We start from the raw sequence: 18,542 nt of genomic DNA, 5'->3' as shown, positions 1-18,542 counted from the left end.
GCCAGGGAAATATAGTGAAATAGACGAAATTCTGGAATTGATAAAAGTTGGAGGTTTTTATATTATTGATGATATGTTGGCACAACCCAATTGGCCTGAAAGACATCAGGAAAATGTCAATAAACTAATCGAATATTTGGAAAACAGAAAAGATTTCAATTTAACAAAATTAAATTGGTCAACAGGATTAGTAATCGCTACAAGAAAGAACTAGATGCAATCCCGTTCGAAAATCCTTTCACGTTAGAAATCTACTCTGGCGCTTGTTTGCAACGACTGCCTATTTACTTTATTAAAAAAACATTTATAACGCAAATAATAACAAATAAATACAAAACGCTAATATGAAAATTTTAAAAGGTTGTTTAATAACAATAATTGCTTTTGTTTTAATTTGTGCAGTTGGATACTTTTTTTATAAAAATAGTGTGCTTTCGACTTTAGAAAGCTCAAGTAAGAATGTTGATGATAATTGGAAAAAATACTCTGAAAAAATAAATTTAAGGAATAAAAAACTAATTCTTGAAACAATCAAAAATGATACTTTACAATATTATTTAAAAACTTCTGAGGATTTAGAAAAAACGAAATTTTCAAGAGAATTTGAATACATTGAGTACAAAATTAATGAGAACTTAATGTCCCAAAATATCGAAACTGACTTTAACGAAAAATTAAATTCTGCTGTTGACGTTTACAATCAATCGGTCAGAGAGTATAATATTTATAGAGGAACTTTTCCAAATTTTCTAATTGCAAGAAAAACTAATTATCCAAAAAGTTTCAAATACTTCGATATAATTAAATACGGAATTGAAAACCAAAACCCGAAAGAGAAAAGACTAAAAATTGATAACTGGATTAAGAATGGTGGAAAATACCCCGAATAAAAATAACTACTGCTACCACACGTTTCAATCTACTTGCGGATTTAGTGGAATTACCTTTTATTTCATATTTTCGTTTAACAGAAAATATTCGTATTAATAAGTTGCAATGGCTACCAGCGCGAGAACTTTAGCGCTTAGACAAAGAAAACCCAAACAGCAAAACTATATTCAATTGCATGAATATTATTTTTAATAAACATAATAAAAAATGAATTTATCAGTAATTATCTCAATTGGAGCATTTATGCTTTGGATGCTTTCTGGATTTAAGCAATCACATAAATATTATTATGATAATAAATATCCTTTGTCAGCTTTAATCGGATTCATTACTGTTCTGTTAGTATTCTATGGGTTGATAATGTATACCGACTTATTCAAAATGGAGTAAACCTACTTTGCCTCCCCTTTGTAAAGACTGCCTTTTACTCTGTAAAAGAAAAATACAGTTTTTTAACAAACCAAAAGCAACTCCTCCCCGAGTTGCTTTTTTATTGGTTTTACTTTCTATTACTTTCGAATATTATTTATTTTTTTCGAAAAACAGCTAATTCGTTTGTATTTGTAATTTTAAGTCTTAATTTTACAAGAAGACAAAAAATAAATAAGTAACTGAATAACAGAAATGGAAAGAATTTTTGCAGAATATTATATCGAAACCCCTTATGCCGTAGAACAAGCCGCAGCAGTACTGGCAGGCGAACAATCTTCGGGAACTTTTGTATCCGTTCCAGGCGAAACTGCCGAACTGAAAGAGCGTTTTGCTGCACGGGTAGAAAACATTGAAATATTAGATTCGGCTAATGAACCTTCGATTCCGGGAAACAGCATTCCAGGAAAAAAATACCAAAGAGCTAAGGTTAAGGTGAGTTGGTCTATTGAGAATTTCGGTTATAATTTGCCTGTACTTATTAGTACTTTACAAGGAAATTTATACGAAATCAGTCAGTTTACCGGTTTAAAATTAATGGATTTTGATGTTCCTGATTCTTTTAGAAATAAATACAGAGGACCTCAATTTGGAATCAAAGGTTCTAAATTATCTTGCGGTGTAACTGACAGACCCATGATTGGAACGATTATTAAACCAAGTGTTGGTATGGGTGTGGATGAAACTGCAGCATTAGTACAAACATTAATCAATGCGGGTATCGATTTTATCAAGGACGATGAATTGATGGGATCTACCGCCAACTCTCTTTTTGACGACCGTGTAAACGTTATCATGAAGGTAATTAACAATCATGCGCAGAAAACAGGCAAGAAAGTAATGTATGCGTTCAATATCAGTGATGAAATTGACGAAATGCAACGAAAATACGATTTGATCAAAAAACACGAAGGAACTTGCGCAATGATTAGCATCAATAGCGTGGGACTGAGTGCAACCAAAAAAATTTGTGACCAGGGTGATTTAGTTATCCACGGACATAGAAATGGCTGGGGAATGTTAAACCGTCATCCGTTACTGGGAATTGAATTTCCTGCTTATCAAAAAATATGGCGTATGGGAGGTGTTGACCAAATGCACGTAAACGGAATCCAGAATAAATTCTGGGAATCGGACGATTCAGTGGTGACTTCGATACAATCCTGCTTGAAACCATTTATTGGCGAAAACAATCCTTTACCGGTTGTTTCTTCGGGACAATGGGGCGGACAGGCACCGGAAACCTATAGAAGAACTCAAACTACCGACTTATTGTATATGGCAGGCGGCGGAATTTTAGCGCATCCTATGGGACCAACAGCAGGAGTTAATGCTTTGCAACAAGCCTGGAAAGCTGCCGTTGATGGACTTTCAGTAGCAGAAGCCGCATTGCAATATCCTGAATTTGCAGCATCAGTAAAAAAATTCTCAAAATAATGAAATCGCTATTAACAACAAGTTTGCGTGAGCAAATGAAATTCGCTGAACACCTATGAAAAATATTAACTTAGTGAAGCAAACACCGATAAGTGAAAAGGCGATAACATATTTGACCGCTAAAAAACAATTTTTAATATATGAAAAAAGAATATCCTTTATTATTGGCATACTATGGAGATGATTTCACAGGCTCCACGGATGCTTTGGAATTCCTGACTTTAGCTGGTATAAAAACCGTTCTTTTTCTTCGTCATCCAATTCAAAAAGATTTAGAACGTTTTCCAGGTATTCAAGCTATTGGTTTGGCAGGAAAAAGCCGTTCGATGTCACCATTTGAAATGGAAGCCGAGTTATACCCTGCATTCGAAACACTAAAAGATTTTAATCCGGAACAAGTGCATTATAAAGTTTGCTCGACTTTTGATTCGGCACCACATGTGGGAAATATTGGCAAAGCCATCGAAATAGGAAGCGAAGTTTTTAATCAAAAAACAACTTTCATTTCTCCTTCTGCACCGCATTTAGGCAGGTATTGTGCTTTTGGAAATTTATTTGCCCGAATGGGAACCACTGGAAATGGCGAAATCCATCGTATTGATAGACATCCGTCGATGAGCAAGCATCCAGTTACTCCTGCTGATGAATCCGACCTGAGATTACATTTGGCAAAACAAACTTCAAAAACCATCGATCTTATCAACCTCAACACTATTGAGGCGGGTACGGCAGTAGTTTTAGACGAAATTAAAACCAAAGAAGAAAAAGAAATTCTGTTTTTTGATGGAATGAATCAAGGACATTTAAAAACCATTGGGGAAGTTTTTCATCATTTAGGAAAAGAAAAAACACTTTTCACGGTCGGTTCGTCTGGAGTCGAAATGGCATTAGGATTGGCTTGGAACGAAGAAAAAATAATCAATAACACATTTGAGTTTAATCATCCTGGCAAGGCCGCTCCTCTACTGGTTATTTCGGGCAGTTGTTCACCAGTTACTGGAAGCCAGATAGAATATGCTCTGGCAAATGGTTTTGAAGGCATTGCTTTAGAAAGTAAAGTCATGCACCACGACCATCAGGAACAAAGTATTGCTGATGTTGCCAAACAAATTATTGGTAAACTAAAAGAAGGACGAAATACCATTTTGCATACCAGCATTGGTACTACCGATTCTAGAATTGCTGAAACCGAAGAGTATTTAAAACAAAGTGGACTTAACAAAAAAGAAATCCAAAAACAGAGCAGTAAAATTTACGGGCGTGTTTTGGGACAAATTATCAAAGAAGTTTTAAAGTGTGTAAAAGTACAAAGAATCCTTTTTGCTGGTGGCGATACTTCGAGTTATGCCGCATCCGAATTGGGAATTTTCGCTTTAGAAATGCTAGCACCATTAGCTCCCGGAGCACCGCTTTGCAAAGCCATTTCGGAAGATGAACTCGTAAACGGATTAGAATTGAATTTTAAAGGAGGCCAGGTTGGCTCTTCGGATTATTTTATAAAAGTATTAAAAGGAGAAAAAGTATCATGAAACGAGCTAACTAAAATTACCAATAAACAATACCATTACCCATCAACCACAAAAAAACTATAAATATTAAATATGAAAGCAAAAACATTAGGATTCGTCCACACTTCAGCAACATTAGTTCCTTTATTTCAACAATTGAGTTCGGAGCATTTAAGTGGCGTAGAAACCTTTAACATTGTTGATGACAGCTTGATTAAAGATGTTATTAAAAAAGGAAAACTAATGCCTAATACGGCTGCCAGAGTGGTCAATCACGTTAAAGCAGCCGAAGAAGCAGGAGCCGATGTAATTTTAGTAACCTGTTCTTCCATTGGCGTAGCCATAGAAACCGCCGCAACCTTATGCAACGTTCCTGTAATTAGAGTAGATCAGGCGATGGCTGACGAAGCCGTGCAAATAAGTGACAAAATTGGCGTTATTGCGACCTTGCCAACCACACTAGAACCCACAAGCGATTTGGTACGGAGAAGAGCTTTGGCAGCTGGAAAAAATGTAAACATTGTATCTAAATTATGTGATGGCGCTTTTGAAGCTTTGATGAGTGGAGATGCAGCAAAACATGATGAAATGGTTGCCAAAGCCTTAAAAGAATTAATGCAGGAAGTGGGTGTTATTGTATTGGCACAGGCTTCTATGGCTCGTGTGGTTGATGGTTTGAGTGATGCTGAAAAAGTAGTTCCTATTTTAGCCAGTCCCGGAATTGCGATGAAAAAACTAGCCGAAGTTTATTTTTAAAAACCAGTTCCTATGCGTAAATTTTTTCTTTGGGCTAGTCCTATTTTATTTATTCTCGCTGCTATGGGTTGGTTTTTACAAATGGACAGTATTTGGAAAATTAGTTTAATTACTGCTTTTTCGAGTATGGCTATTGGTATTGGGCATAGCAAACTTTTGAGCGGTTACCAATATACTTTTTGGATTATCACTGCCGTATGCGCAGGATTGATTTATCCACAAACTTTTTTGCATATTGGTTCGATAGATTTACGCAACAAATGGCTCATTCTAATCATCATTCAGTTAGTGATGTTCGGAATGGGTACTCAAATGAGTATTGAAGATTTTACAGGCATTCGAAAATCTGGAAAAGGAGTATTAATTGGATTATTAGGCCATTTTACAATTATGCCCATTAGCGGTTTTATTCTCGCCAAAGCTTTTAATTTCGAACCCGAAATTGCGGCAGGAATTATATTAATTGGTTCCTGTAGCAGCGGTTTAGCTTCGAATGTAATGACTTATATTGCCAAAGGAAACTTGGTTTTATCAGTTACAGTAACTGCTATTTCTACGTTGGCTGCGCCAATTATGACACCGTTTTTAATGAAAATATTCGCTGGGACTATGGTTGAAGTGCAGTTTTTCAATATGATGATGGAGATTATCAAGATTGTTTTAGTTCCATTAGCAGCAGCCATGGTTCATGATATTCTTAAAAACTACGGAGAAACTGCCCGAAAAAGAATTGATGTTTTAACTATTCTTTCGGCTATTTGGCTAGGAATATTATTTTTCTTCAGTTCGAATTTCTCATACGAAAGCGATAGCACTATAACTCATTTAATTGAAATAAGCGGTTTTGTTGCAGGAGCTTTCTTGGTTGGAAAAATCTATCATTTAGTTTACAAAGGGTATCCAAAAATTGATAGCTTAATGCCTTATTTTTCGATGTTTGGAATTATTTATTTCACACTGGTTACCACAGCAGCCGGTAGAGATAATTTATTGCAAATTGGATTTTTACTTTTCATAGTAGCTATTCTACATAATGGTGCTGGTTATTTCTTTGGTTATTATCTAAGTCGTGTTTGTGGTTTAGACAAAAATAGTAGTCGTACGATTGCTTTTGAAGTGGGTTTACAAAACGGAGGAATGGCATCAGGTTTGGCAGGATCCATGGGGAAATTAGCTACTATCGGTTTGGCATCTGCCGTTTTTAGTCCCTGGATGAATGTTTCAGGTTCTTTACTAGCCAATTATTGGAGGAAAAAAGCAGAGGTTGAAGAGATAAAATAAACTGATTTATATAATTATAACAATAAAAATCATTTGGTATTACTGAAATATCAGATGATTTTTTTATTTTCTTTAATCAAAAATAAATCTAGACATAACAAGCTATCAATAAATTAATTACATTTAAAAAACCAATCATTATTAATTAACCAAAACCACAATTTATGGAAATTACAAGAAGAAAATTTTTAACATCTGTAAGCATGCTTGCCGCTTATACAGCATTTCCTCTTAGTTCTTTTGATTTTGATACCACTAAAAAACTTAGAATTGTTCTGGTAGGAACAGGGGTTAGGGGAATCAGTTTTTGGGGAAAAAGATTAGTTCAGGAATATTCAGAGATTCTTGAATTTGTTGGACTTTCCGATATTAATCCGGGAAGGTTAGAATTTGCAAAAAAATTCATCGGTGTTAGCTGCCCAACATTTGTGAATTTTGACGACATGTTAAAAAAGACAAAACCTGACTTAATTATTGTTACCACAAAAGATTCCACACACCACGAATTCATTATCAAAGGATTAGAATCAGGTTATGATGTACTTACTGAAAAGCCGCTTACCACAGACGAAAATAAATGTCAGGATATCTTAAATGCTGAGAGAAAATCAGGGAAGAAATTAATTGTTGGATTTAACTACAGATGGAGTCCGTATAGTACAAAAATCAAAGAATTGTTAGCCAATAATACGATTGGAAAGATTACTTCGGTTGATTTTCATTGGTATTTAAACACCTATCATGGTGCTTCTTATTTTAGAAGATGGCATGGTCAAAAAGACAGCGGAGGATCACTTTGGGTACACAAAGCTACCCATCATTTTGACCTTCTTAATTGGTGGTTAGATTCAGATCCGTTAGAAGTTTTTGCCTTGGGTGATTTAGAGCATTATGGAAAAAACAATCCTTTTAGAGGTAAAAATTGTAGAAGTTGCGATCATAAAACAACTTGCGATTATTATTACGATATAACTAAAGACAAGCACGCTATGGATTTGTATGTTGCCAATGAAAAACACGATGGCTATATTAGAGACAACTGTCTTTTTAGAGAAGAAATTGATATTTATGATAAAATGTCGGCGCAAATAAAATATGCTAACAACACCATTGTAAACTACTCACTTACTACCTACTCTCCTTTTGAAGGATGGAGATTAGCCTTCAATGGCACCGAAGGACGTATTGAAGCATCCTTAGATATTCCTTATGATAGAAAAACAAATGTGGATCAGTCCGAAATGCATGCCAAAGAAATGGAACAATCTGCTTTAGAAGAAGCCAATCACGAAACAATTATAGTCCATAAACTTTGGAAAGATTTTGAAAAAGTAACGGTTCCAACTGAAAAAGGAGGACACGGAGGAGGCGATCAACGACTTCATGATAAAATATTTAAAACTGCTAATACCGCCGACCCTTATGGAAGATCAGCCGGAAGTAGAGACGGCGCCATGTCTGTCTTAATCGGTATTGCTGCCCGAAACAGTATTGAATCAGGAAATCCAATTAAAATTACTGATTTAACCGATTTAACACCAATGCCTAAGAGAGAAAAATAACGTTCTAATCCATGAAACACCACCTACTTACTTTATATTTTATTGTATTTATTTCAACACTAACCTATGGTCAAAAAAGAGGTCCCTGGGGAGATCAGGGAAATGGAACTTATATTAATCCGATTATAAATGCTGATTATTCCGACCCGGATGTGATTCGGGTTGGAAATAAATATTACATGATTTGCTCTGAATTTCATTATATGGGAATGACTATTCAGGAATCGGAAGACATGGTTAATTGGAAAATTATTGGTCGAATATACAATCGTCTGGATTTTCCGGCTTATGATAGTTTTAAAAGATATGCCGGAGGCAGTTGGGCTCCGGCAATCCGTTTTCACGACAATAAATTCTGGGTTTATTTTTGTACTATCAATGAAGGTTTATTTATGACCAATGCCAGTAATCCTGAAGGACCTTGGTCTCCACTCCTATTGGTAAAAAACATTGAAAAATGGGAAGATCCCTGTCCGTTCTGGGATGATGACGGTCAGGCTTATCTGGGACATAGTGTTCATGGTGCTGGTCCTATCATTATTCACAAAATGAGTGCGGATGGAACAAAATTGCTGGATGAAGGCAAAACAGTTTATACAGGTCCTGTAGCCGAAGGAACAAAAATCTACAAACGGAATAATTATTACTACCTAAGTATTCCGGAAGGTGGCGTTTCAGAAGGATGGCAAACTGTTTTACGTTCCAAAAACATTTATGGTCCTTATGAAAAAAGAGTCGTTTTAGAAAAAGGAAGCACTCCCATTAATGGTCCACACCAAGGAGCAATTGTAGATACTCCAGATGGTGAATGGTGGTTTTATCATTTTCAATCAGCAGGCGCTTTAGGTCGTGTATTACATTTACAACCTATGTTTTGGCATGACGACTGGCCAGTTATTGGAATTGACATTGATCGAAATGGTATTGGGGAACCGGTATCGGTATGGCAAAAACCGAATATTGGCAATACATTTCCAATAATTGCTCCGCAATCAGATGATGAATTTAACTCTAAAGACTTAGGTCTTCAATGGCAATGGAATCATAATCCAATAGATTCAAATTGGTCGTTAACAGACAAAAAAGGATGGCTGGTATTAAAAGCTAAAAAAGCAGCGAATATCATGGAAGCTCACAATACTTTAACTCAAAAAGTAATGGGAAATACTGGAGAAGTTACGGTTCAAATGGATCTTAAAGATATGATTTCAGGACAAAAAGCTGGTTTAAGCAGTATGTCTAAAATTTACAATTCCATTGGAGTTAAAAACCATCAAGGAAAATTATATGTTTTTTTTGAAGGGAAAGACAAAAAACAAGAAGAAGTGATCTTTAGCCATAAAACTATTTATTTAAAATTGAAACTAGACATTATACAGCAAAAAAATCATTTCTTTTATAGTACTGATAATAAAAATTTCAAAGCTATTGGACCTGATTTTAATGCCGAATTTGGTTATTGGAAAGGCAGCCGAATAGCATTATTTAGTTACAATGAATTGAATGATGGAGGTGCTGCAGCGTTTAATTTTTTCTATTACAATTATGACGGTCCTAAATAACCTGATTTCTTTTTTATTTTCTTAAATCATTACTCCTATCTTATAAACCATGAAAAAAAACAACCTACTCCTTTTCTTTTTACTTTCATTTTTAGTAATCAATGCACAAGACAAAAAATCAATATATAATGCACGTGATTTTGGTGCAAAAGGAGACGGAATAACAAATGATCAGGCTGCCATTCAAAAAGCCATCGATGCATGCAAAAAATCAGGAGGTACTGTACTTTTAGAAAAAGGGATTTTCTTAACTGGACAATTGCTATTGGTAAACGATTTAACCTTAAAAATTGATGCTTCGGCAACTCTTTTAGGCATAAAATCAGATGATGAAAAAGATTATCCACATCATCTTATTGACACCAAATACCCAAATAGAATGCTTGAAGATTGCCAGAGAAGACTAATTTATGGTAACAAAGTTAAAAATGTAACCATAACCGGAGGTGGAACGATTAACGGACAAGGAGATTACGAACCCTGGATGCACGTAAAAGAAATTGGCACCGAAAAAGACCGTCCTTCTATTCTGGCCTTTGTAGGTTCTAACAACATTACGGTATCTAACATCACTATGATAAAACCTGCTTGCTGGACTCAGGTTTATATTGAATCGGAAAATATTACTATTCAAAAAATAAAGGTAAATACAGGACAGCTTACGCCTAACCGTGATGGAATTGACATTGTAGACTGTCACAAAGTGCTTATCGAAGACAGTTATATTGAATCAGAAGATGATGGAATTTGTTTTAAAAGCGGTAGCGAATTTGGCTGTAAAGACATTATTGTAAGAAGATGTACCTTGGACAAATTAAATGTAAAAGCTGGAAACTGCTTCAAACTCGGTACCGATGGCTTAGGAAGTTTTATGAATTTTGATGTTTCTGAACTTACACTGAAAAACGCCTATCAAAATTCGGCTTTCTGTATAGAATCCATGGATGGAGCGGTAATTGATAATTTAAATTTTCGCGATTGCCAAATTTCAAATTGCGGACAAGCAATTTTTATCCTTTTGGCCGATAGAAAAAGAACAGTTCCTAATAGAAAAACCCGCATTGGAGCGATTTCAAATATTCATTTTAAAAATATAACGGGAACTGATTTCACCCAACAATATCCTTCGATAATTACAGGAATAAAAGGGCATAACATTCAGAATGTGACTTTTGAAAATCTAAATTTCGAATTGAAAGGAGGAATTCAAACGACCAATCAAACAGTTATGGAATACGATGGTAAATATCCCGAAGGCAGTTATTTTGGGAATACGAATGCATTTGGCTTTTTTGTAAGGCATGCCGATGCTATTACTTTTACAAATTGTAAAATTACCGCAAAATTAGAAGACAAAAGACCTTGGTTAATTCAGGAAGATACTCAAAACATTAATATCAAATAGCCCTCATTTTTAAACTTATGAGTCCAAAAGATTCAAACCTCTTACACATAAAGACCAGATGAATTGTGTAATAGAAAAATATTTTAGTACTTTGAGCCTCCTATTTACAAACAATCATGGAAGTAATAAAAAACAACGAAGGTTTTGAAGCAGTAAATTCAAATCCGTCCTTAATGCGAAAAGTGGTTCATTTGGATCATTTAATGGTAACAATCATTGAATTCCTGAACGGACCAATGGAAGTTCCAGATCCACCACACAAACATGTTCACGAACAAATTACTTATGTGGCTGCGGGTTCATTGAAGTTTTTTATCGAAGACAGAGAATATCTTTTACAGGAAGGAGATGTTTTTAAAGTAGCATCAAATTTGAATCACAGCATCCAAACCCTGACTGAATATGTAAAATTGGTAGACAGTTTTACTCCGCTTCGAGAAGATTTTATTTAGTCGTTTTCTAATTTCTGAAAATAAAAAACATCCTTATGAATCGTATTTATCGTTTCCTTTTTGTACTCTTATTTTTATTTACACAAAATAGTAATGCTCAAAAACGCATCGCTCTTTTTAACCAAAAAGATTTAAAAGGATGGTATGCTTTTGGCGAAAAAAAAGGCAAACAGACTAATGCTGCTGATCTTTTTTCGGTAGAAAACAATTTGATTCGAATGTATGGTCCAAAAGCGGGCTACCTAATGTCCGAACAATCTTTTCGAAATTTTGAACTAACAGTAGAATACCGCTGGAATACTGACGCTAGTTTTACTAAGAAAAACAACAGCAAAAACAGCGGTGTAATGTACCTTGTTCCGTCTGAAACTCCAGATGTTTTATGGCCTAAAGGAATTCAGTTCCAAATAAAAGAAGGAGCAACCGGAGATTTTGTCTTTCTTCAGGAAGTAACTTTAAACATCAACGGAACTAAAACTACTCCAGGAAAAAGTGTAGTTGCTAAACGATTTGTTGATGCCGAAAAAGCTATTGGAGAATGGAATAAATTAGTTGTTATTTCGAAAAATAGAAAAATCACTCAAAAACTAAATGGTAAATTAGTAAACCAAGGCATTGGATCTTCGGTTACTGAAGGTCGAATTTTATTGCAATATGAAGGTTTCCCTATAGATTTTAGAAAAGTGAACATTAAAAAATATAAATAATTTAACAACACCTAGGAGTAACCGCAAATTTCACAAATTTTCACAGATCAGTTTGGGTCAATTTGTGAAATTTGCGGTTATATATTTTTGCTAAATCTAATGTCAAATTATTCAATGCTATTCCAAATTAAATCTTATCTAAAATTCCTTTGGTATTCTAAGAACGAGCATGCGGTACACTCCCCTTTTGTTTTCAGTTTGATTACCAAATGTTTTTATGATAAAAAAATAAAGAAGGAATACGCTATTTTACAAGAATACCGCAACACACTTTTAAAAAATAAAAACACGATTGAAGTCACTGATTTTGGAGCTGGTTCCAAAGTTTTTAATTCGAATACAAGAATTGTTGCCCAAATAGCACAAACAGCAGGAATTTCGTCAAAACGTGCGGAATTATTATACCGAATTACCAATTATTTTAAAGCTGAGACTATTTTAGAACTAGGCACTTCATTAGGATTAGCCACTGCAGCTCTGGCCTTAGGTAATCCAAAAGCTTCAATAGTAACACTAGAAGGTTGCTCGAATACAATGGCAATTGCAAAAGATCAACTGCAAAAACTGAACGTCAATAATGTAGAATATATTAGTTGTGAGTTTAACGATTACCTGCAAAACTGTAATCTGCAATCTGCAATCTACAATCTAATCTATTTCGACGGCAATCATTCGAAAAAAGCTACTTTAGAGTATTTCGAACTTTTATTGCCTACCATTACTAACGATTCTGTTTGGATTTTTGACGATATCCATTGGTCTCCCGATATGGAAGCCGCTTGGGAAATCATCAAGAAACATCCAAAAGTGACGGTAACCATTGACACTTTTCAGTGGGGATTGGTTTTCTTTAGGAGAGAACAACCCAAAGAACATTTTATTATTCGTGTATAATCCTTTAAATTTCTTTTCGTTCTAAATAAATCATAAGATTTTCACAATAATCCTAACTTATTAGTAAATGATTTTTTAGATTTGGTTTTCGAAAATAAATTCTAATAGCAAGACCCAACTATGAGCAATCCATTAATTAAAATATCTAATATTAAACGAGATTTTGTACTAGGAAACGAAATAGTTTATGTCTTAAAAGGAATTAATTTAGAAATAAACAAAGGCGAATATGTAGCGCTTATGGGACCTTCGGGTTCTGGGAAATCAACATTAATGAATCTTTTGGGCTGTTTAGACACTCCTACTTCTGGAAGTTATATTTTAAACGGAAAAGATGTTAGTAAAATGAAAGACGATGAACTAGCTGGAATTCGAAACAAAGAAATTGGTTTTGTTTTCCAAACTTTTAATTTACTACCTCGAACTACAGCACTGGATAATGTGGCATTGCCCATGATTTATGCCGGATATTCAAAATCAGAACGCAATAAAAGAGCGACTGAAGTTTTGCAGCAGGTGAATCTGGCTGACAGAATGGATCACCAACCCAACCAACTTTCTGGTGGACAACGCCAACGTGTGGCTGTTGCCCGTGCTTTGGTCAACAAACCTTCGATTATTCTTGCCGATGAACCTACAGGAAATCTGGACAGTAAAACTTCAGTAGAAATTATGAAACTTTTTGGCGACATTCATGCGCAGGGAAATACGGTAATTTTAGTAACACACGAAGAAGAAATTGCAGCTTATGCCCACCGAGTTATTCGTTTACGTGATGGATTGATTGAAAGTGACAATAGAAGTAAATAGTGTTCAGATTGCAGTAATCAGAATTTAGAAGGCAGAAACACAGATTGGATAAATTAGAATGATTGACACCGATTTAAAAATATAATCTGCGAATCTGTGGTAACAAAAAATTAGAAGACTAAACTTAGCATCTCAGCAACTTAGAGACTTAGAATCTTAATAAAAAATGAAAATATACACTAAAACGGGAGACAAGGGCAGCACATCGCTTTTTGGTGGAACCCGGGTTCCTAAAGACCATATTCGAATAGAAAGCTACGGAACTGTGGACGAATTGAATTCGTATATCGGGTTGATTCGGGATCAGGATATGGATTTGCATTATAAAGAAATTTTAATCGAAATTCAGGATCGTCTTTTTACTGTTGGAGCTATTCTGGCAACGCCGGCTGAAAAAGAAACCTTAAAAAATGGTGCTCCCCGTTTACAAAATTTAGGAATCATCCCTTCGGATATCGAACTATTAGAAAAAGAAATCGATACTATGGAAACAGCACTGCCGCAAATGACTCATTTTGTCTTGCCAGGCGGACATTCTACTGTGTCACATTGTCATATTGCACGTTGTATTTGTCGCCGTGCCGAACGTTTAACTGTGCATTTAAGTCATAACGAAACGGTTCCTGAAATAGTTATTAGCTATTTAAACCGACTTTCTGACTACCTTTTTGTGTTGGCACGAAAGTTGACCCTTGATTTAAACGCCGAGGAAGTAAAATGGATTCCGAGAAAGTAAAACTTTCTTAAAATTCCAATCCCGAAGTTTCGGGATAAAATCCCAAATCCCAATAATTCCAAGAGATTTTTTTGGAATTTGGAATTTAAAATATTGAGATTTCTATTCTGTTTTTGGAATTTGGTATTTCTTTTTTGGAATTTAAAAAAACACGTTCTTAAATTTAACTAAAAATAAATGGTTTTTTACTTGTCTTTTTCAGTAAAAAATTTATTTTTGCACAAAACTAAATCGACAAAAGATGTATTGGACACTAGAATTAGCATCCTATCTAAGTGATGCCCCTTGGCCTGCTAACAAAGACGAACTTATTGATTACGCTATACGTGCAGGAGCTCCATTAGAAGTAGTAGAAAATCTACAGTCTATTGAAGATGAAGGCGAGATATATGAGTCAATGGAAGAAATTTGGCCAGATTATCCAACTGACGAAGATTATCTTTGGAACGAGGATGAATATTAAAAAACTAAGAAAAAGTCTCAAAAGAGGCTTTTTTTTTGGTTCAACAAAGAGATACAATTAATTAGAAATACAAATATATTATGAGTTTCATAAACAGCATTCTTAAAGTTTTTGTAGGAGACAAATCGGAGAAAGATGTAAAATCTTTACAGCCCTACTTAAGCAAAATAAAAACTTTTGAAAGTAACTTACAAGCGCTATCTCACGACGAGTTGAGAGAGCGAACTACTTTCTTTAAACAAAAAATTAAAGAAGCACGTGCTGGAATTGATGCTAAAATTACTGCACTTAAAGCCGAAGTGGAGAAAATTGAAGACATTGATAAAAGAGAAGATCTCTACACCGAAATTGATAATCTGGAGAAAGAAGCTTATACTGAATCTGAAAAAACTTTAATGGATATTCTTCCTGAAGCTTTTGCGGTAGTAAAAGAAACAGCAAGACGTTTCAAAGACAACAATGAGATCACTGTTACTGCCACTGCAAAAGACCGTGAATTTTCAGCAACAAAATCGTATGTTAGTATTGAAGGAGACAAAGCCGTTTGGTTAAACAAATGGAATGCTGCTGGTAAAGAAATCACCTGGGACATGATTCATTATGATGTTCAGTTAATTGGTGGTATGGTTTTGCACCAAGGTAAAGTTGCCGAAATGCAAACAGGAGAAGGAAAAACATTGGTTGCAACCTTGCCTCTTTATCTAAATGCGTTGACTGGAAACGGAGTGCATTTAGTAACTGTGAATGACTACTTAGCAAAACGTGATAGTACATGGAAAGCACCTTTATTTGAATTCCACGGAATGACTGTAGATTGTATCGACAATCACCAACCGAATTCAGAAGGTAGAAAAAAAGCGTACGATGCTGATATCACTTATGGAACTAATAACGAATTTGGTTTTGATTACCTAAGAGACAACATGGCACATTCGCCAACGGATTTGGTTCAAAGAAAACACAACTTTGCCATTGTCGATGAGGTGGATTCGGTATTAATTGATGACGCCAGAACGCCATTGATTATTTCTGGTCCAGTTCCACAAGGAGATCGTCACGAATTCAATGAGTTGAAACCAAAAATCGAAACACTTGTTGGATTGCAACGTCAGTTAGCAACAGGTTTTCTTACTGAAGCTAAAAAATTAATCAAAGAAGGAAATACCAAAGAAGGTGGTTTCTTGCTTTTAAGAGCTTACAGAAGTTTGCCTAAAAATAAAGCATTGATTAAATTCTTAAGTGAAGAAGGAATCAAACAATTGCTTCAAAAAACCGAAAACCAATACATGCAAGACAACAACCGCGAAATGCCAAAGGTTGATGAAGCATTGTATTTTGTTATCGAAGAAAAAAACAATCAGGTAGAATTGACTGATAACGGAATCAAATTTCTTTCAGGAGATACCGATGCTGACTTTTTCGTTTTACCAGACATTGGAACAGAAATCGCCAATATCGAAAAGAAAAAATTAGACAAAGACGCTGAGGCTGAAGAAAAAGAAAAATTATTTCAGGATTTCGGTATCAAAAGCGAGCGTATTCATACTTTAACACAGCTTTTGAAAGCCTATGCTTTATTCGAAAAAGATGTAGAATATGTAATCATGGACAACAAAATCATGATTGTCGATGAGCAAACAGGTCGTATCATGGATGGTCGTCGTTATTCTGACGGATTACACCAAGCGATCGAAGCCAAAGAAAATGTAAAAATCGAGGCAGCTACTCAAACTTTTGCAACGGTAACTTTGCAAAACTACTTTAGAATGTACAACAAACTTGCTGGAATGACTGGTACTGCAGTTACTGAAGCTGGAGAGTTATGGCAAATCTACAAATTAGATGTTGTTGAAATCCCTACAAATAGAGGAATTGCAAGAATTGACAAAGAAGATTTTATCTACAAAACCACTCGTGAAAAATTCAACGCAGTTATCGAAGATGTAACTCAATTATCTAATGCAGGTCGTCCGGTTCTTATTGGTACAACTTCTGTAGAGATTTCTGAATTATTGAGCCGAATGTTGAAAATGCGCGGTGTAACGCACAACGTTTTGAATGCTAAAATGCACAAGCAAGAAGCACAAATTGTTGAAGAAGCTGGTAAAGCTGGTGTAGTAACCATTGCAACCAATATGGCTGGTCGTGGTACCGATATTAAATTATCTCCAGAAGTAAAAGCGGCTGGTGGTTTAGCAATTGTAGGTACTGAGCGTCATGATTCTCGTCGTGTAGACCGTCAGTTACGTGGTCGTGCGGGTCGTCAGGGAGATCCGGGAAGTTCTCAGTTTTATGTTTCTCTGGAAGACAACCTAATGCGTTTATTTGGTTCTGAAAGAGTAGCTAAGGTTATGGACAGAATGGGACTTGAAGAAGGCGAAGTGATCCAACATTCGATGATGACTAAATCTATCGAACGTGCTCAGAAAAAAGTAGAAGAAAACAACTTTGGTGTTCGTAAACGTTTATTAGAATATGATGACGTTATGAACGCACAACGTGAAGTAGTTTACAAACGTCGTCGTCACGCTTTGTTTGGTGAGCGTTTGAAACTGGATATCGCTAATATGTTGTATGATACTTGCGAACTTTTTGTTCAAAATACAAAAGCAACAAATGATTACAAAGCTTTCGAATTTGATTTGATTCGTTATTTCTCTATCACTTCTCCTGTAACAGAAGCTGAATTTACAAGATTAAACGAAATTGAATTAACTGGAAAAGTATATAAAGAAGCCTTAAACTATTACACTGAAAAATGTGATCGTAGTGCCAGAGAAGCTTTCCCTATTGTAAAAAACATTTTCGAAGATCCAAACAATCAATTTGAGCGCATTGTAGTTCCTTTTACTGATGGTGTAAAATCATTAAGTGTAGTAACTGATTTGAAAAAAGCCTACGAAACAGAAGGAAAACAATTAATAGCTGATTTTGAGAAAAACATCACGCTTTCTATTGTTGATGAAGCCTGGAAAAAACACTTACGCAAAATGGACGAATTGAAACAATCCGTTCAATTAGCCGTTCACGAACAAAAAGATCCATTGCTTATCTATAAATTTGAAGCTTTCAATTTATTCAACAGCATGTTGAACGGAATCAACAAAGAAGTAATTTCATTCTTATTCAAAGGAGATTTACCACAACAATCGGCTCCGGAAATTGAAGAAGCAAGAGAAGTAGTTCGTCCAAAAGAAAAATTACAATTGAGTAAAGACGAAATTCCAAATAGCGAAAACATGAATCGTGAAGCTGGAGAAACGCAACAACGCCAGATAACAGAAACTATCGTAAGAGAGATGCCAAAAATCAATCGCAACGATACTGTAACGGTACAACAAATAGCTACTGGAAAAACGGAATCTATGAAATTCAAAAAAGCAGAAGCTCTATTAGCAACTGGAGAATGGGTTATTGTTAACGAATAGTTTTCAGAACGCAGTATTCAGTCGGCAGTTTGCAGACAAAATAAATAGGAGAATCCCCGATTACGAAAGTAGTTGGGGATTTTTTTTTATTCTGAACTTGTTTCAGAATCTTTTCTATTTTAGGAGCAGAATTTTTTGTGTATTCAATGAGCCTCCCTCCCGCTATTCGTTGCAATCTTTTTTTCGAAAAGAACCTCAAAAAAGGATTTCCACTATTATCG

At 35.2% G+C, this 18,542-nt stretch carries 17 protein-coding genes; 16 read left to right on the top strand and 1 reads right to left on the bottom strand.

The window, feature by feature from the left end:
* From AAGV33_RS15860 to secA, 16 genes are all read left to right on the top strand, one after another.
* Window positions 1-214 (top strand): O-methyltransferase (locus AAGV33_RS15860; protein ID WP_461782337.1); only part of this gene is annotated, 214 nt, incomplete at its 5' end.
* 130 nt (window positions 215-344) lie between these two features.
* Entirely contained in the window at window positions 345-890 is a 546-nt protein-coding gene (locus AAGV33_RS15855; protein WP_373393315.1) for a LemA family protein, read from the top strand.
* A 625-nt stretch (window positions 891-1,515) separates the two neighbouring features.
* Window positions 1,516-2,757: a ribulose-bisphosphate carboxylase large subunit family protein gene (locus AAGV33_RS15850; protein ID WP_373393314.1), complete on the top strand. Its 1,242-nt coding sequence runs from the start codon at window positions 1,516-1,518 to the stop codon at window positions 2,755-2,757.
* Between the two features lie 140 nt (window positions 2,758-2,897).
* A complete protein-coding gene (locus tag AAGV33_RS15845) occupies window positions 2,898-4,286 on the top strand; it encodes a four-carbon acid sugar kinase family protein (protein WP_373393312.1) in 1,389 nt (462 codons plus the stop codon).
* Window positions 4,287-4,358: 72 nt separating this feature from the next.
* A complete protein-coding gene (locus AAGV33_RS15840; protein ID WP_373393311.1) occupies window positions 4,359-5,021 on the top strand; it encodes an aspartate/glutamate racemase family protein in 663 nt (220 codons plus the stop codon).
* Window positions 5,022-5,033: 12 nt separating this feature from the next.
* The gene (locus AAGV33_RS15835) at window positions 5,034-6,302 is read left to right on the top strand and encodes a bile acid:sodium symporter family protein (protein ID WP_373393310.1); all 1,269 of its coding nucleotides are present in this window, start codon (window positions 5,034-5,036) and stop codon (window positions 6,300-6,302) included.
* Window positions 6,303-6,466: 164 nt separating this feature from the next.
* A complete protein-coding gene (locus tag AAGV33_RS15830) occupies window positions 6,467-7,864 on the top strand; it encodes a Gfo/Idh/MocA family protein (RefSeq protein ID WP_373393309.1) in 1,398 nt (465 codons plus the stop codon).
* Between the two features lie 11 nt (window positions 7,865-7,875).
* Complete coding sequence (locus tag AAGV33_RS15825) at window positions 7,876-9,426, top strand: glycoside hydrolase family 43 protein (RefSeq protein WP_373393308.1); 1,551 nt, start codon at window positions 7,876-7,878, stop codon at window positions 9,424-9,426.
* A gap of 49 nt (window positions 9,427-9,475) precedes the next feature.
* A complete protein-coding gene (locus AAGV33_RS15820; protein WP_373393306.1) occupies window positions 9,476-10,831 on the top strand; it encodes a glycoside hydrolase family 28 protein in 1,356 nt (451 codons plus the stop codon).
* A gap of 116 nt (window positions 10,832-10,947) precedes the next feature.
* Window positions 10,948-11,283, top strand: coding sequence for a cupin domain-containing protein (locus AAGV33_RS15815; RefSeq protein WP_071183527.1), 336 nt, complete (start codon window positions 10,948-10,950; stop codon window positions 11,281-11,283).
* A 35-nt stretch (window positions 11,284-11,318) separates the two neighbouring features.
* Window positions 11,319-11,990, top strand: a complete 672-nt coding sequence (locus AAGV33_RS15810; RefSeq protein ID WP_373393305.1) for a 3-keto-disaccharide hydrolase — start codon at window positions 11,319-11,321, stop codon at window positions 11,988-11,990.
* A gap of 114 nt (window positions 11,991-12,104) precedes the next feature.
* Window positions 12,105-12,884: a class I SAM-dependent methyltransferase gene (locus tag AAGV33_RS15805; protein WP_373393317.1), complete on the top strand. Its 780-nt coding sequence runs from the start codon at window positions 12,105-12,107 to the stop codon at window positions 12,882-12,884.
* 120 nt (window positions 12,885-13,004) lie between these two features.
* On the top strand, window positions 13,005-13,694 hold the full coding sequence (locus tag AAGV33_RS15800; RefSeq protein ID WP_373393304.1) for an ABC transporter ATP-binding protein: 690 nt from the start codon (window positions 13,005-13,007) through the stop codon (window positions 13,692-13,694).
* 166 nt (window positions 13,695-13,860) lie between these two features.
* Entirely contained in the window at window positions 13,861-14,430 is a 570-nt protein-coding gene (locus AAGV33_RS15795) for a cob(I)yrinic acid a,c-diamide adenosyltransferase (RefSeq protein ID WP_373393302.1), read from the top strand.
* A gap of 241 nt (window positions 14,431-14,671) precedes the next feature.
* Window positions 14,672-14,893, top strand: coding sequence for a DUF2795 domain-containing protein (locus AAGV33_RS15790; protein ID WP_007138072.1), 222 nt, complete (start codon window positions 14,672-14,674; stop codon window positions 14,891-14,893).
* Window positions 14,894-14,973: 80 nt separating this feature from the next.
* Window positions 14,974-18,321 (top strand): preprotein translocase subunit SecA, encoded by a 3,348-nt coding sequence (gene secA / locus AAGV33_RS15785; protein ID WP_373393298.1) that lies wholly within the window; start codon window positions 14,974-14,976, stop codon window positions 18,319-18,321.
* Here secA and AAGV33_RS15780 read toward each other — a convergent pair.
* A partial coding sequence (locus AAGV33_RS15780) for a hypothetical protein (protein WP_373393296.1) occupies window positions 18,311-18,542 on the bottom strand: 232 nt, incomplete at its 5' end. The genes secA and AAGV33_RS15780 overlap by 11 nt on opposite strands.

This window comes from Flavobacterium magnesitis, assembly GCF_041729735.1.
Lineage (GTDB): Bacteria > Bacteroidota > Bacteroidia > Flavobacteriales > Flavobacteriaceae > Flavobacterium > Flavobacterium magnesitis.
The sequence above is the reverse complement of the archived record's forward strand: the minus strand, read 5'-3'. Positions and strand labels throughout refer to the sequence as shown.